Annotated in this window: 10 protein-coding genes; 4 read left to right on the top strand and 6 right to left on the bottom strand. The window is 73.3% G+C overall.

Annotated elements, in window-relative coordinates; translation table 11 throughout:
* Positions 1–3: 3 nt before the first annotated feature.
* Together RM844_RS07040 and RM844_RS07035 are read right to left on the bottom strand one after the other, a co-directional pair.
* Entirely contained in the window at positions 4–1,338 is a 1,335-nt protein-coding gene (locus RM844_RS07040; protein WP_311666000.1) for an ABC transporter substrate-binding protein, read from the bottom strand.
* A gap of 81 nt (positions 1,339–1,419) precedes the next feature.
* Positions 1,420–3,048 (bottom strand): FAD-dependent oxidoreductase, encoded by a 1,629-nt coding sequence (locus RM844_RS07035; protein WP_311665998.1) that lies wholly within the window; start codon positions 3,046–3,048, stop codon positions 1,420–1,422.
* Between the two features lie 55 nt (positions 3,049–3,103).
* On the opposite strand from RM844_RS07035, the gene RM844_RS07030 reads away from it, so the two are divergent.
* On the top strand, positions 3,104–3,961 hold the full coding sequence (locus RM844_RS07030; RefSeq protein ID WP_311665996.1) for a helix-turn-helix transcriptional regulator: 858 nt from the start codon (positions 3,104–3,106) through the stop codon (positions 3,959–3,961).
* A 174-nt stretch (positions 3,962–4,135) separates the two neighbouring features.
* On the opposite strand, the gene RM844_RS07025 is transcribed toward RM844_RS07030, so the two are convergent.
* Complete coding sequence (locus RM844_RS07025) at positions 4,136–5,302, bottom strand: LacI family DNA-binding transcriptional regulator (RefSeq protein WP_311665994.1); 1,167 nt, start codon at positions 5,300–5,302, stop codon at positions 4,136–4,138.
* A gap of 123 nt (positions 5,303–5,425) precedes the next feature.
* On the opposite strand from RM844_RS07025, the gene RM844_RS07020 reads away from it, so the two are divergent.
* Positions 5,426–6,016: a lytic polysaccharide monooxygenase auxiliary activity family 9 protein gene (locus RM844_RS07020; RefSeq protein ID WP_311665992.1), complete on the top strand. Its 591-nt coding sequence runs from the start codon at positions 5,426–5,428 to the stop codon at positions 6,014–6,016.
* 190 nt (positions 6,017–6,206) lie between these two features.
* Here the strand turns inward: RM844_RS07020 and RM844_RS07015 are convergent, their stop codons facing one another.
* From RM844_RS07015 to RM844_RS07005, 3 genes are all read right to left on the bottom strand, one after another.
* The gene (locus RM844_RS07015; protein ID WP_311665990.1) at positions 6,207–6,794 is read right to left on the bottom strand and encodes a hypothetical protein; all 588 of its coding nucleotides are present in this window, start codon (positions 6,792–6,794) and stop codon (positions 6,207–6,209) included.
* A 41-nt stretch (positions 6,795–6,835) separates the two neighbouring features.
* The gene (locus RM844_RS07010) at positions 6,836–8,833 is read right to left on the bottom strand and encodes a glycoside hydrolase family 9 protein (RefSeq protein ID WP_311665988.1); all 1,998 of its coding nucleotides are present in this window, start codon (positions 8,831–8,833) and stop codon (positions 6,836–6,838) included.
* A 979-nt stretch (positions 8,834–9,812) separates the two neighbouring features.
* Complete coding sequence (locus RM844_RS07005) at positions 9,813–10,397, bottom strand: DUF6886 family protein (RefSeq protein ID WP_311665986.1); 585 nt, start codon at positions 10,395–10,397, stop codon at positions 9,813–9,815.
* 296 nt (positions 10,398–10,693) lie between these two features.
* Between RM844_RS07005 and RM844_RS07000 the strand changes: the two genes are divergently transcribed.
* Together RM844_RS07000 and RM844_RS06995 are read left to right on the top strand one after the other, a co-directional pair.
* Positions 10,694–12,484, top strand: a complete 1,791-nt coding sequence (locus RM844_RS07000; RefSeq protein ID WP_311665984.1) for an ABC transporter ATP-binding protein — start codon at positions 10,694–10,696, stop codon at positions 12,482–12,484.
* On the top strand, positions 12,481–14,262 hold the full coding sequence (locus RM844_RS06995) for an ABC transporter ATP-binding protein (protein WP_311665983.1): 1,782 nt from the start codon (positions 12,481–12,483) through the stop codon (positions 14,260–14,262). The genes RM844_RS07000 and RM844_RS06995 overlap by 4 nt, the downstream gene beginning before the upstream one ends.
* Positions 14,263–14,270: the final 8 nt, after the last annotated feature.

Genomic DNA, 14,270 nt, shown 5'->3' with positions numbered 1-14,270 from the left:
GCGCTATCCCCCCACCGCGGAGTCCGCGGCCAGGCGGGAGAGGAAGGCGGCCGTGTCGATCTCGCCGTTGACGTAGGCGGGCCACAGGTTCTTCCACGCGGCGTCGATACCGCCCGGTGCGTGGACGCGGGCGTGCGGGTAGGTCAGGGCGACCTCGGGCAGTCGGCCGACCAGGCCCGAGCTGAGCGGTTCGAGCTCCGCCGCCGCCAGGGTGGCCGCGGGAACCGTGACGGGTGGGTTGGAGCCCGTCGACCTGGCCTGTTCGACGACCTCGTCCGTCGAGGACATGAACCGAACGAACGCCTCCACCGCCTCCAGCCTGGTCGGGTCGGCCGTGCCGGACACCCAGCCAGCGCCGGAGACGACGATCAGCCCCTGTTCCGACGCCCCCCACCCCGGGGACGGCACGTACTCCGTGTCCTCGTAGAGTCCGGGCGCGGCCTGGGACGTCCGCAGGTTGGTCTTGACGAACCACGGGCCGTTCGGGATGGCCACGGCGGTGCCGGCCAGGTACTTCGACGCGGCGTTCTGGAAGTCGCCGGAGAAGGCGTCGGCGTTCACATACCCCTCGGTGTGCCAGCTCCGGAGCCGCTCGGTGGCCGCGACGACGGCCGCGTTGGCCGACCAGTCGTCGCTGGTGGCGATCTCGTCGGCGAGGAAGGCGGCGCCCTCCGGGTGGGTGCCGATGAGGTTGGACCACATCAGGATCGTCGCCCAGTCCCCGTCGAGCGCGATCGGCGTGGTCCCCGTCGCCCGCACGTCGGCGGCCATGGACTCGAACTCGTCCCAGGTCGTGGGGAACGCGTCGTGCCCGGCGTGGGCCAGCAGCTCCCTGTTGTAGAAGATCCCCACGGGGTCCTGCTGCTGGGGAATGGCCCAGCGCTGCCCCTCCGGCCCCGACAGGCCGTCGAAGGCGCGTGGCTGGAACGAGGCGGACCACTCCGCGTCCGCGGCGAGCTCTGGGGCGAAGTCGTGGAGCCTGCCGGTGCTCGACAACGACTCGATCTCGGCGCTGTTCAGTTGGAAGACGTCGGGCAGGTCGTTCGCCATGGCGAGGCGCTGGTAGTAGGGAAGCCTGGCCTCCCCCGAGCCGGCGTTCGCGTGTCGCAGCGTCACGACGCGGTACCTGCCGCGGTGCGCCTCGTTGAAGCGCTGCGCGGCCTCGTAGTTGAACTGGAGGAACGGATCGGTCGTGGACTCCTGGCAGGTCGCGCAGGTGATCTCGATCTCCCCGGCCGCGTTGACCGGCGAGCCGCCGTCCTGGGCCGAGCAGGCGGTCAGGGCTCCCGTCAGGATGAGCGGGGTCGTCGCGGCGACGACGGTTCTGATGACACGCAAGGTCGTCACACTCCTTCGTGTGGGTGTCGGTTCGGGGCGCGGCGCCCTCGGCGCGGGTCGGCCCGGGACGGCTGGGCGTGGTCAGTAGCCGGTGATCCGCGGCCAGCTCCGCTCGACGCCCACGGAGTCCAGTTCCTCCTGGAACTCGGCCAGCAGCCCGTCGTCGGCGCGCACCTGGGACGGGGTGACGTCATGGGCCGCGCAGAAGCCGACGAGGTGGCCGTCGACCTCGCCGATGTTCCACTCGACCAGCGGCATCCGGTAGGCGCCGTTGGTGATGTGGGTGGTGCCGATGTTCTTCGCGCCGGCCAGCAGGTTGGTGACCCGTACCGGGATCAGGGCTCCCAACGGCAGTTCGAAGGGGCAGCAGCCGATGTCGATGTAGGAGTCGCCGCCGGTGGAGGGATGCAGGTCGATGCGGTACATGCCCACGCCGACGCTGTCGCGGTGCCGCACGGCGCCGCGCTCGCCGCGGACCGCCAGGGAGATCTCCTGCTCGACGATGGTGTGTTCGGCCACGATCCGGCGCGACTCGCGGATGTACGGCGCCTTGGCCAACCCGTCCGGGGTGTCGCCGAGGAGGTCGCCACGCAGCCGTAGTCCCGGCCAGCCGGTGCCGCCGTCGGGACGCGGAGCGGCGGTCTGGAGCCAGTAGAGCAGGCTCAGCGACAACGCGCGGGCCCGCCTGGTGTGCCACTCGGCCTGCTCGGCCGGGACCTCGAAGACGGGACCGTCCCAGTAGTCCATCTGGGGCCAGTTGACCAGCGTGATGTCCGACGGGTAGGCGCCGGGCAGGAAGTTGGCGGCCGCCGCGACCCGGCGGAACGTCCACAGGTTCCGGTCCATCCGGCCCACCCGCTGGTCCGCGTAGTCCGGGCGGACGAGGGTGTGGTCCTCGCCGGGGTTGGGGAAGAAGGCGTGGTGCGAGGGGGCGAGCGTCTTGGGGTGGGGGGCGGTCAGCGACAGCCGGCCGTCGGGCCAGTCGGTGGCGGTCGAGGTCAGGAAGTAGTCGTAGCTCTCGGGGCGGTCGATCGTGAGGTCCTCGCCCGCCAGGTGATCGAGGGCGAAGCAGACCGAGACCGGCTGCATGTTGAGCGGGTCGGCCAGCTCGGGTGCGTGGGGTTCCCCCGTCGCGTTCCGCGACTCGGCGCCGGTGACGTACTCGACGCCGGCCAGCGGCAGGAGGTCACCGGTCTCGGTCGCGTCGACGAACCAGGTGGCGCGCACCGTCGTCAGGTCGCCGGTGCCCTGTTGGCGCAGGGTGACGGAGCCCAGCGTGTCGGGGTCCTTGGTCTGCACCGAGACCGGCTCGTGCTCCAGCAGGACCCGGATGCGTCCGGCGGCCCGGTGCGGGGCGAGGAGAGCCTCGATCACGGCGAGCGACACCCGAGGTTCGTGGCTCAGGCCGGAGACCTTGGCGGCGCCCGGGTTGAGGTCCGCGGTCCCGCGGGCCGCCTCGGTCAGGGGGTAGTGCTGCCGGTAGTAGGAGCGGATGGCCGCGCGGAACGCGCGGTAGGTGGCCGTGCTGCCGAAGCGTTCAATCCACACGTGCTCGTCCGGCGGGACGCCCTGGGTGGTGAGGACACCGCCGAGCCAGTCGGTCGGTTCGCTCAGGACCACCCGCACGCCCCTGCGTGCCGCGGCGAGTGCCGCCGAGACGCCGCCCAGGCCACCGCCGACGATCAGAAGCTGTGTCTCAATCTCGGTCATGGCCGAATCTCAACACCCGCAACGGCGGCGTAACATGGCCGAGGTGAGCGTTCCTGTGTCTGGGATTGATGCCGCCTCCCGGCGGCTGCGGATCGTGGACGCCGTGATCCGCAGCGTCGTACACACGCCAGGGTCGCGGATCGGGCCGCGCACCCAGGGCGGCGTCCAGCTGATGTTGATCCACGCCGGCGCCATGGTGGTGCGTGTGGACGACGGCGAGCCCCACACCGTCCCCGCCGGGCACATCTGCGTTCTGCTGCCCGGCCACACCGAGGTGATCGACTTCACCGGGGACTCCGAGACCCGGCAGACGCTCGTCCGGGGCCGGCTCGACGAGCTCACCCCCCGGATGCGGGGGTGGCTTGAGCGGGTACGGCCGAGCAGACCGCTGTCCTCCGCCCTGACGTATCTGGCGCGGGAGGGCCTGATCACCGAGCAGACCCGGCTGACCGCCCAGGGCGCGCTGACCGACGCGCTGGCCACGGCGCTGCTGTGGCGGTTCATCGCCGAGTTCGAGAACCTGCCGGCGGCGCTGCCCGCTCCCATCGAGGACGCCCGGCTGTTCATCCATCGCAACGTGCGGTACGACATCGACCTGACCGCCATCGCCGAGGCGGCCGCGGTCAGCCCCGAACACCTGGTGCGCCTGTTCCGCGAGCACATGGACACCACGCCGATGCGCTACCTGTGGGACCGGCGGGTGACCCGCGGCATCGAGCTGCTGACCAGCTCCGGGCTGCCGGTCGGCACGATCGCGGCGAGCTCGGGTTTCAAGACGAGCTTCCATTTCGCCCGCAAGATCAAGCAGGCGACCGGCCAGTCGCCCACCGCGCTGCGCGCGTCCAACTGGGCCCGGCCCGCCCCCGGCCCCGAGGGCGGCCAGGAGAGTGGGGCCCCCGCACCGTTCGGCTAGCCGCTCCGGCACCGGCGCGGCCGGGAGCACGCCTCCCGGCCCGCTGGCCGGGCACCACCTGCACGTGATTGATCCGCGTGGTGGCCAACGACGCGGCAGGTGATGGGCCGGCCGGAAAGGGCGGTCGGGAGGCACACCCAGCGAACGGACCCCGGGCGGGCGGCCTCGTCGGGGTCAGGCCGGGGGTGGTGGGGCGGTGGAGTGCCGGGGGACGAGGTGGGTCGGGAGTACGGCGTGGCGGCCGGTGGCCGCCGGCTCGCGGGCCAGGGCCAACCGCACGGCGGCGCGGCCGAGTTCGGTGTAGGGGACGTGCACGGTGCTGAGTTGGGGCAGCAGGTCGGTGGCGCGGTCGCTGTCGCCGTAGCCGACCAGCGAGATGTCGTCCGGCACGCTCAGCCCGGCGGCGCGCAGCGCGGTCAGCGCGCCGGCGGCGGCCTGGTCGGTGACCGCGAAGACGGCCGAGAAGCCCGTCCCGGCGGGGTCGGCGCGGTCGGCGCGGCGCGTGGCCAGCAGGCGGGCGAGGCGGTCGTGCGCCTCGGCCCGGCCGAGGCCGCCGCCGGCCAGCAGTGCGGGCCGGACCGGCAGGCCGTGGTCGGTCAGCGCGCGGCGGTAGCCGGCGAGGCGGCCGGCCGCGGTGCCGCCGCCCGTGGTCGGGCCGAGGAAGAGCACCTGCCGGTGCCCGCGCGCCAGCAGGTCGCTGACCAGTGCGTACGCGCCGCCCTCGTTGTCGTAGTCGACGACGGTCGCGGAGGTCGCCCCGGTGGGGGCCGGCCGGCCGCAGAGCACCAGCCGGGAGCCGGCGGCGGCCAACGAACCGGCGATGCCGGCCAACTCCGCCTGGTGGGCCGGGCCCTGGTCACCGTCGCCGATCAACACGACCGCGCCGGCGCCCTGTTGGCGCATGGAGCGGAGCACGGCGCGTTCCCGCCGCGGGTCGCCCCCGGTGGTGCCGATCAGGCAGCCACGGCCGTGCTCGGCGGCCTCCTCCTCCACGCCCTGGGCGATCCGGGCGGTGGCCTCGTCGCGCAGGTCGGCCAGGACCAGTGCGACGGTGGGGGTGGCGTGGCCGCGGAGGGCGCGGGCGTGCGCGTTGGCGACGTAGTCCAGCTCGCGGACGGCGCGCAGCACCCGCTGGCGGGTGGGCGGGGCGACCGGGTAGTTGCCGGCCAGCACCCGGGAGACGGTGGCCATCGACACCTCGGCGGCCCGGGCCACCTGGCGCAGCGTGGTGGGTCCCGCCGTGGCCGACGCGGTGGGACCGGCCGCGCGGACCGGGCCGCCGGGCCCCGGGCGGCCTACCGGCGGGACGGATGTGACGGACCTGACGGATGCGTTGGACATGGCCACCCCTCACCCTCCATTGGTCTGGACATGACGAAAATGCGGCAGTAACGTCAGTGTTGGTCTAGACCGCGACACTCCCCCCGAGGAGCGCTCCTCCCCCACGACTTCCGGGAGCGAAGTATGCGAAGGACAATCCTCACCGCCGCGGCCGGCGCCGGGCTGGCCGTGGCGACCGTGTTCGCCACCGGCACCCCGGCGGCGGGCCACGGACACACCACGGCCCCCGCCAGCCGCCAACAGGTCTGCGCCCAGGGCGCGGTCAGCGACTGCGGCGCGATCGTCTGGGAACCGCAGAGCGTCGAGGGCCCCAAGGGGTTCCCGGCCGCGGGCCCGGCGGACGGCACCATCTGCGCCGGCGGCAACGCGCGGTTCGCCGAGCTCGACGACCCACGCGGCGGGAGCTGGCCGGCGACCGACCTGACGGCCGGCCAGAGCGTCACCTTCACCTGGGACTTCACCGTGCAGCACAGCACGGCCGACTTCCAGTACTACATCACCAGGGACGGCTACGACCCCGCCAGCCCGCTGACCCGGGCCGACCTGGAGCCCCAGCCGTTCCTGACCGTGCCGATGGACGGGCGCCAGCCCGCCGAGATCGAGAACCACCAGGGCACCGCGCCCCAGAAGTCCGGACGCCACCTGGTGCTGGCCGTGTGGAACATCGCCGACACCGGCAACGCCTTCTACGCGTGCTCCGACGTGGATTTCTGATCCCTCCCACCAAGCCGAACACCGACCCGAACACCGACCCCGACGCCGATCCGAGCACCGACCCACACCCCGACGGGTGTTGACGCGGGTGCGTGGGGAGGGCCATCCCGCCCCCACGCACCCGCCGTTCACGGGCGGCCCCGGCCGCCGGCCCGCGCCCCCGGGCCGGTCGGCGCGACCGCGGTACCGGTCAGCGCAGCCACGGGAAGTTCCGGACCAGCTGGTTGCGCTCCCACCAGGCACCCAGGCCGTAGACCCGGCCGGCCGAGAAGAGCGCCACCACGATCATCACTCCCGCGTAGACCACGTGCGCGTCCACCAGCGGGTTGGGCGACATGGTGGGGCTGCCGTCGGAGGCGTGCCGGGCCGGCGGGAACTCGCTCAGCCAGAGCATCGCCATCATCAGCGTGCCCGCGACCGCGGTGACCCGCAGCCCGATCCCCAGCACCAGGGACAGGCCCAGCCCGCCCATGCCGGCCATGTACAGCCAGTCGATGACCACCGCGCCGGCCCAGGAGTTGAACGTGGACTCCAGCGGACCCGAGGTGACCGAGGACAGGTAGCCCCGCGCGGGCGAGCCGCCCTGGAGCCAGGCGTTCTCCGACGGGGTGGCGTAGCCCAGCCCGAAGGCCTTGTCGAAGAAGGCCCACAGGAAGATCGCACCGGTGGCGATCCGTAACACCGCGAGCGCCCGGAGCCCCGCGGTCACCTCGCCCAGGCCGCCCGGGGTCTCGTCGACGCCGGCTCTCTTGGGGGGTGCGGAAGGATGCACAGCCATGGGTCATCTCCTTGTGTGGGTAGCCGCGAACGGGGGCTTGCTCACGGCGCAACCACCGCCGTGGGCTCCGTGCCCCAGACCAGTTCGCCGTCCTCGTAGACCGTCAGGTAGGGGGTGCGCGCCGGCGTCTGGGCCAGCTCCTGCTGGGACCAGTCATTGCTCGGGTCCCAGGCCGGCCCGCCGTCGATCCGGAACTGCACCTCGGCCCGGTGCGCCGACTGGCCACCGGGATAGATCTCCCGGCCCGTGCACCGCAGTTCGGCGTAGTAGAGGTCGCCGGCCGCCTGGTGGACGCCGCTCTCGAACACCGGGCACTCGCGGTAGCCGGACGTCAGGGTGATCGCCGCCGGGTCCACGCCCTCGTCGAGGGTGAACCAGTAGCGGATGCTGGCGTCCCGCAGCGACCTGGCGGGGAAGGCCGAGATGTTCCGCAGCGTGGCCTTGATCTCGGTGAAGGTGGCGCCGGTCGCGTTGGGCGAGGCCTCCACGAAGATCTCGTCGTCGTCCGGCTCCTCGACCGGCGGGAAGTCCGCCAGCGGGGTGCCGCCGTGACGAGCCGTCAGGTAGGCCAGCGCGCCGGAGAAGGCCGCGTTGTAGTCGGTGGCCACCTCGTTGGCGACGTAGTCCTGCCGGTCGTCCCGGTAGGCGTCGTTCGGCGCCGACGGGCCGCCGACCAGCGCGCCGTAGAGCACGTGCCGGCTGGCCGCCGGCTGGGTCAGCTGGTCGGTCCAGGAGCCGTGCGCCGTGCGGTGGTGCGGATCGCGCGGCGAGCCCTCGCCGAAGCCCACCACATAGCTGGCCTCCCTGGGGTTGTCCCCCAGCGCGTAGTTGATCTGCCGCTCACCGAACTCCCGGTAACGGTCGGCACGTTCGGGGTCCCGTTCGGCCAGCCAGTCGGCGTAGACGAGCGCGACGAACGAGGTGTTGGCCGCGTAGCGCAGCGAGCCCCAGGTGTCCAGCACCGCCTGCCCACCGGGCGAGTGCGGCACCCGCTGACCGTTCACCCCCACCGTCCAGTAGTCCAACCAGCGGTTGGCGTCCTCGACATAGCGGGGATCGCCGGTCTCCATCGCCAACAGGGCGTAGGCGCCGTAGGACTTGTCGTCCCAGGCGATGGTCCACCGGTAGCTGCGGACGTCCGACTGCGGCTCGGTGGAGAGCAGTTCGTACTCCGCCTCGGCCTTCGCCAGGTAGCTCGCGTCCCCGGTCGCCTTGTACAACCAGTAGGCGCCCCAGACCAGTTCGTCCTGATAGCCGGACCACGACCGGTAGAAGTCACCCGCCGGGACGCAGTCCGAGTAGGCGCCGCGGTGCTCGTCGGCGAAGGCGTACAACTGCTCCGCGTGACCGACGAGTTCGGCGGCGTAGGCCGGGTCGCCCTCGGCGAAGATCAACGAGGAGGCGGCCATCGCCGCGGCGGTCTCACCCGCCACGTCCGAGCCGGGGCACTCGGCGTCCACCCGGTAGGCGGGCCGCTCCATCTGCATCACCTCGGCCGGGCCCCACCAACGGTGGTCCTCGTGACCGTCGCCGACCTGGGCGTAGAACACGTCCGGCTCCGGATGCGCCCGGATGAAGTAGTCGTTCACCCAGCGGAGGTTGCTCGCCAGCTCGTCCGACTGGCCGGCCGCCGCGTACCCGTCGCCGGCGGCCAGCCCGCCCCAGGCCAGCAGCGTGGCCGAGGCCGCCATCGGCAGCCCGAACTTCACGTGGTCCCCGGCGTCGTACCAGCCGCCGGTCAGGTCCAGGCCGACGTCCGCGCCGTCCGCCAGGGCCGAATCCCCACGCCAGCTGACCCGGTTGTCGTCCGGCAGCGGACCCGAGCGCTGCGCCTCGTAGAAGTACATCGACTTCTGGAGCGCCTCGGCGTAGTTGAACCGCGGCGCCGCCGGCGCCGGTTCGGCACTGGCCTCGGGGCCGGTGAGCGGCACCACCAGCCCGCCGGCCAGCGCCGCCACGGCGAGCAGGCCGCCGGCCAGCCGGCCGCGGCGGCGGCGCCGCCGCGGCCCGGACGAGGTCCGGTCGGAGTGAGGTGACATCAGTGACTCGTTCCTGGAGGTCCGAAGGGAAGTCCTGAATCCGAAGGGAAAACCGCCGCCGGGTGGTGACCTTCGGTCGCCCGGAGGCGACCGACGGTCGGGTTTGGGAGCGCTCCCACCCGGCGGCGGCAGCTCAATGGTGCAAACATGGCATGGTCTCGTCAAGCCTGCGGTCGCCACCCGTCGGCCCGAGGTCGCGGCGGACGCCCGCGCGAGCCGGCCGGACCGGCCGGCGACACCCGGGACACGGCGGTCGTTTCGCCCCCGCCCGTCCCCGACAGGGGCGAAACGACCGACTCCCGCCCTCCGCGGGACACCCCCTCCCGCAGGGGGCCCGGAGCGGCATCACCACAACGGAGAGCGGGTGTTGACATCACCGCCGAGCGGGCGGCGGAGATGTGGTCCGGGCTCGGCCGACCAGCGGCTAAGGTCGCCGGCTAGCCGCCGGCGGCCCGGCTCCGCCGGCTGAAGTCGTGCCTGCGATTGACCTCAAGGACCCGCGCCCGCAGGGCCGGTCGGCGGTCCTGACCCCGCGCCGGGACGCCGGCCAGGCACGGCTCGGCATCGGCCGGGGCCGCCCTGTCGGCACCCACCGTCGGGCTCGGGGACTCGTCACAGCTGCTGGAAACCTGGCACGCGCAAAGACCTTGGGGGGGTGGCATGGTGGCGGCCCTCTCGATCGTTGGTCGATGATCCGAGAAACCACGCCGAATGCGGATGGGAACCAATGGGAGCGCTCCCACCTCGGCGGTTGCCCCTCATACTGGAAGCCCACCATGAACTCGTCAACAGTTGGCGCAGCCTTTTGTTCAAACAAAAAGCACCGCCCCCGGGGTTACGGGGGCGTTCGTCGCCAACTGGTGAACGTCCGGGAGCCCCCGACGGGCGGTAACGGTCGTCGCGGCGGCCTTCGCGTTCGGGGCTTGTGGTCACCGCCCCGGACGGCGTGGTCTGCCGGGGCGGCCGACGGCGCCTCCGGTCAGCCGACCCGGGTGGGCGCGTGCGGCGGCCCCGGCCACCCGGCGGGGACGGGGCGGGGGCGGGCGTTGCGCATCCGGATGGCGCTGTGGCCCAGGCTGCTGCCGACGGCGGCGTCCCAGAACGGCCAGAGGTTGTCGTAGACCCGCAGTTGGATGCCGGCCTCGCGGTGCAGCGCCAGCAGGTTGCCGACCTCCATGGGCGGGCCGAGCGGCTCCACCCGCTGCCGGGCGACCAGCGCGTGGCTGTCCCGGCCGCCGAGGGGGTGGAAGAGCGAGGCCGGCAGCCGGTAGGCGAAGAGCCGGACCTCCATCAGCCGGGCGAGCCACCCGTACTCGATGGCGTGCACCCGCTCACCCCCGCCGTCCCCGATCAGGCGCTGCCGGTCGGCCCCGGAGCTGCTGGGCTTGGCCCAGACCATGGCGCGCGGGCACTGCCGGGGGAACCAGTAGTCGGGCGCGCGGGCCGCGTCCACGGCCCACACCAACGCCTCCGACTGGAGGGCGCGGGCGGCGACATGGGGTTGGAAGACCCGTATCCCGGGGTCCTCGGAGAAGTGCAGGACCTCGCCTGGAGCTGGACGCATGCGGTTCATGATCGCATCGCGGCCGGGGCCGGCCGGCCCGGCTGGACCGCCCCGGGTGACGCATGGGACAAACCACAAGACCGCCCGGCGATTTTCGGCCACCGGCGTCCCGGTCGGCCGGTGGACGCGACGCGCCGGCGGGCCGCGCGGCGCACCGGCCCGAGGGGGCGCCGGAGGGCGCGCGCCGGCGGTCGGACGGGGCGGGCGCCGGGGGAAAAACGGGTTGATTTTCGGCAGCTCGGGCCGGGATTCTTGCAAGGTTGCCCAGTTCCCACACGCACTGACTCTGGGATGTCATGCAGATTCGCGATCTTCCGTACTCCGACCCCGGCCAACCGGACGTCAGGTCGGGTTTCCGTTTTCTGGTCTGGTTGTTCCGCCGCCAGCTCGGCGGCCAGGCCAAGGCCCTGGGCTGGGGCACACTCCACATGGCGACCATCGCCGCACTTCCCGTCGCCATGGGATCGGCCGTCGCCGCGGTGGTCGACGAGTCGGGCCGGCGGCTGTTCCTCACCGGGTTGCTGCTGGTCGTCCTCGCGGTGGTGATGGCCTTCGCCGACGCCATGCTGCACCGCGCCGCGGTCACCAACTGGATCACCGCGGCGGCCCGGGTCCAGCAGCTGCTGGCCCGCCAGACCTCCCGGCTGGGAGGCGTGCTCACCCGCCGGGTCGCGGCCGGCGAGGTCGTCAAGGTCTCCACCGGCGACGTGGAGAAAATTGGCTGGTTTGTTGAGTCGTTCTCGCGGTTCGTGGCGGCGGTGGTGGTCACGGTCTCGGTGTGCGCCGGGTTGATCGTGTACGAGCCCCGGCTGGGGCTGCTGGTCACCGGCGGGGTGGCCGCCGTGGTGCTGAGCATCTTCCCGTTGCTGCCGGCGGCGACCCGGCGGGCCGACGCCGAGCGGGGGAAGGCCGGCCGGGCCACCGAGTTGGCCTCGGACACCGTGGCCGGGCTGCGGGTGCTGCGCGGCATCGGCGGCGAGGAGCTGTTCCTGGAGCGTTACCGCCGGGCCTCGCAGGAGGTGCGGGCGGCCTCGGTGCACAACGCCAGGATGTGGTCGCTGATCGACGCGGTGCAGGTCGTCATGCCGGGCCTGCTGCTGATCGCCGTGGTGTGGCAGGGCGCGACCCTGGCCCGGGAGGGCCGGCTGAGCCCGGGTGAGCTGGTGAGCGTCTACGGGGCGGTGAGCTTCCTGATGTTCCCGCTGCGGCTGTTCTCGGAGGCGGCGATGGCCTTCACCTTCTCCCGGCCGTCCGCCCGCCGCGCGGTGCGGGTGCTCGGGCTGCGCCGGGACGACGGCGGGGAGACGGACGGGCCGGTGCGGCAGCGTGCGGTGGCGGACGGCACCCGCCTGGCGGGCGACCTGACCGATCCGGCCACCGGGCTGCGCGCGGCCAGGGGCCGGCTGACGGCGGTGGTCTGCGGCTCGCCGGACTTCGCCGAGCGGCTGGCCGAGCGGCTGGGCGGCCACCCGGCGGAGCCGGGGGACGAGGAGTCGGCGCGGCTGGGCGGGGTCGCCCTGGACGCGGTGCCGCTGGTCGAGGCGCGGGCGGCGGTGCTGGTGCAGGACAAGGACCCGGTGCTGCTCTCCGGCACGCTGGCCAAGCTGTTGGACGTGCCGGCCTCGGGGCGGGTCAGCGCCGAGCGGGCGCTGCGCGCGGCGCACTGCCACGACGTGCTGGACGCGCTGTCCCGGGCCACCACGGACGGCAGCCGGGACCCGATGCGCGGGATGATCACCGAGCGGGCCCGGTCGCTCTCCGGCGGTCAGCGGCAACGACTGGCGCTGGCCAGGTCGTTGCTGACCGACCCGGAGGTGCTGGTGCTGGACGAGCCGACCTCGGCGGTGGACGCGCACACCGAGGCGGGCATCGCCTCGGGGCTGCGGGCGCTGCGCGCGGGGCGGACGACGGTGGTCTTCACCTCCAGCCCGCTGATGCTGGACCAGGCCGACGAGGTGGTCTTCGTCCAGGACGGCGCGGTGGCCGCCGTGGGGCCGCACCGTGACCTGCTGCGGGACACGCCGGCCTACCGGGCCGTGGTCACCCGCGACACAGAAATCGTTCACCTGGCCGAGGAGTCCGCATGATCGGCGTCAAGCCACCCGAGTACGACCCGGCCGGCAACGAGCACACGACCACGCTGCCGGTGGCCGGGGCGGAGACGGTGCGCGGCTATGTGCGCTCGTTGCTGCGCCGGCACCGCGCGGCGTTCGTCCTGCTGATAGTCGTGAACGCGCTGGCCGTGCTGGCCTCCATGGTGGGGCCGATCCTGCTGGGCGGGGTGGTGCAGGATCTCGCCGACGGGGAGCGGGAGTTGCACCTGGGGCGGAACATCTCGCTGTTCGCCGTGGCACTGGCGGTGCAGGCGTTCTTCGTCCGGCTGGTGCGGCTGCGCGGCGCGGTGTTGGGCGAGCGGATGCTGGCCGACCTGCGGGAGGACTTCCTGGTCCGCTCGGTGGGGCTGCCGCCGGGCGTGTTGGAGCGGGCCGGCACGGGCGATCTGCTGGCCCGGATCAACACGGACGTGGACCGGCTGTCCACGGCGATGCGGGAGGCGTTGCCGCAGATGTCCGTGGCCGTAGTGTGGGTCGGGCTGCTGCTGGGCGGGCTGGTGGTGACCGCGCCGCCGCTCGCGCTGGCGATCCTGGTGGCGTTGCCGCTGCTGCTGGCCGTGTGTGTCTGGTACTTCCGGCGGGCGCCGGCCGGCTACCGCTCGGAGGCCGCCGGGTACGCGGCGGTGGCGGCGGCGCTGGCCGAGACGGTGGACGCGGGGCGCACCATCGAGGCGCACCGGCTGGCGGACCGTCGGGTCGCGCTCTCGGACCAGCGGGTCGCTGAGTGGACCCGCTGGGAGCGGTACACGCTGTGGCTGCGGTCGATCCTGATCCCGGCGATCAACTTCTACCACGCCACGCTGCTGGCCGGGGTGTTGATGATCGGTGGCTGGTTCGTGCTGGAGGGCTGGGTGTCGGTGGGGCAGCTGACCACGGGTGCGCTGCTGACCCAGCTGATGGTCGAGCCGGTGGGGATGATCCTGCGGTGGCTGGACGAGCTCCAGGTGGCGCGGGTCTCGCTGGCCCGGCTGGTCGGGGTGCGGGAGGTCGAGGAGGACCACGGGGACGCCTCGCTGGCGCCGGGGGGCCGGGAGCTGCTGGCCGAGCGGGTGCGGTTCGGCTATCTGCCGGAGGTCGACGTGCTGCACGGGGTGAGCCTGGACATCGCGCCGGGCACCCGGCTGGCGCTGGTCGGGCCCTCGGGGGCGGGCAAGTCCACGCTGGGCCGACTGCTGGCCGGGATCTACGGGCCGCGGACCGGTTCGGTGACGCTGGGCGGTACCGAGCTGTCCGAGATGTCGGCGGAGCGGGTCCGGGAGCGGGTGGCCCTGGTCAACCAGGAACACCACGTGTTCGTCGGCCCGTTGCGGGACAACCTGCTGCTGGCCAGGACGGATGCCACGGACGCCGAGCTGTGGGCGGCGCTGGGCGCGGTGGACGCGGCCGACTGGGTGCGGGAGCTGCCCGAGGGGCTGGACACCGAGGTGGGCTCGGGCGCCATGGCGGTGACCCCGGCGCGGGCCCAGCAGGTCGCGCTGGCGCGGCTGGTGCTGGCCGATCCGCACACCCTGGTGCTGGACGAGGCGACCTCGCTGCTGGACCCGCGGGCGGCGCGGAACCTGGAGCGTTCGCTGGGCCGGGTGTTGGACGGGCGGACGGTGATCGCGATCGCGCACCGGCTGCACACGGCGCACGACGCGGACGTGATCGCGGTGGTCGAGGACGGCCGGATCACGGAGCTGGGCAGCCATGACGAGCTGGTGGCGGCGGACGGCGCGTACGCCGCGCTCTGGCGCTCCTGGCACGGCTGAGGCGGCTG

The sequence above is a fragment of the Streptomyces chisholmiae genome, from assembly GCF_031845445.1.
Classification (GTDB): Bacteria; Actinomycetota; Actinomycetes; order Streptomycetales; family Streptomycetaceae; genus Streptomyces; species Streptomyces chisholmiae.
This window is presented reverse-complemented; position numbering and strand designations above follow the sequence as displayed.

Coding starts and splice junctions, on each gene's coding strand:
- RM844_RS07035 (WP_311665998.1), bottom strand. CDS start 3,048: ATGACCGAGATTGAGACACAGCTTCTGATCGTCGGCGGTGGCCTGGGC.
- RM844_RS07025 (WP_311665994.1), bottom strand. CDS start 5,302: ATGTCCAACGCATCCGTCAGGTCCGTCACATCCGTCCCGCCGGTAGGC.
- RM844_RS07020 (WP_311665992.1), top strand. CDS start 5,426: ATGCGAAGGACAATCCTCACCGCCGCGGCCGGCGCCGGGCTGGCCGTG.
- RM844_RS07015 (WP_311665990.1), bottom strand. CDS start 6,794: ATGGCTGTGCATCCTTCCGCACCCCCCAAGAGAGCCGGCGTCGACGAG.
- RM844_RS07010 (WP_311665988.1), bottom strand. CDS start 8,833: ATGTCACCTCACTCCGACCGGACCTCGTCCGGGCCGCGGCGGCGCCGC.
- RM844_RS07005 (WP_311665986.1), bottom strand. CDS start 10,397: ATGCGTCCAGCTCCAGGCGAGGTCCTGCACTTCTCCGAGGACCCCGGG.
- RM844_RS07000 (WP_311665984.1), top strand. CDS start 10,694: ATGCAGATTCGCGATCTTCCGTACTCCGACCCCGGCCAACCGGACGTC.
- RM844_RS06995 (WP_311665983.1), top strand. CDS start 12,481: ATGATCGGCGTCAAGCCACCCGAGTACGACCCGGCCGGCAACGAGCAC.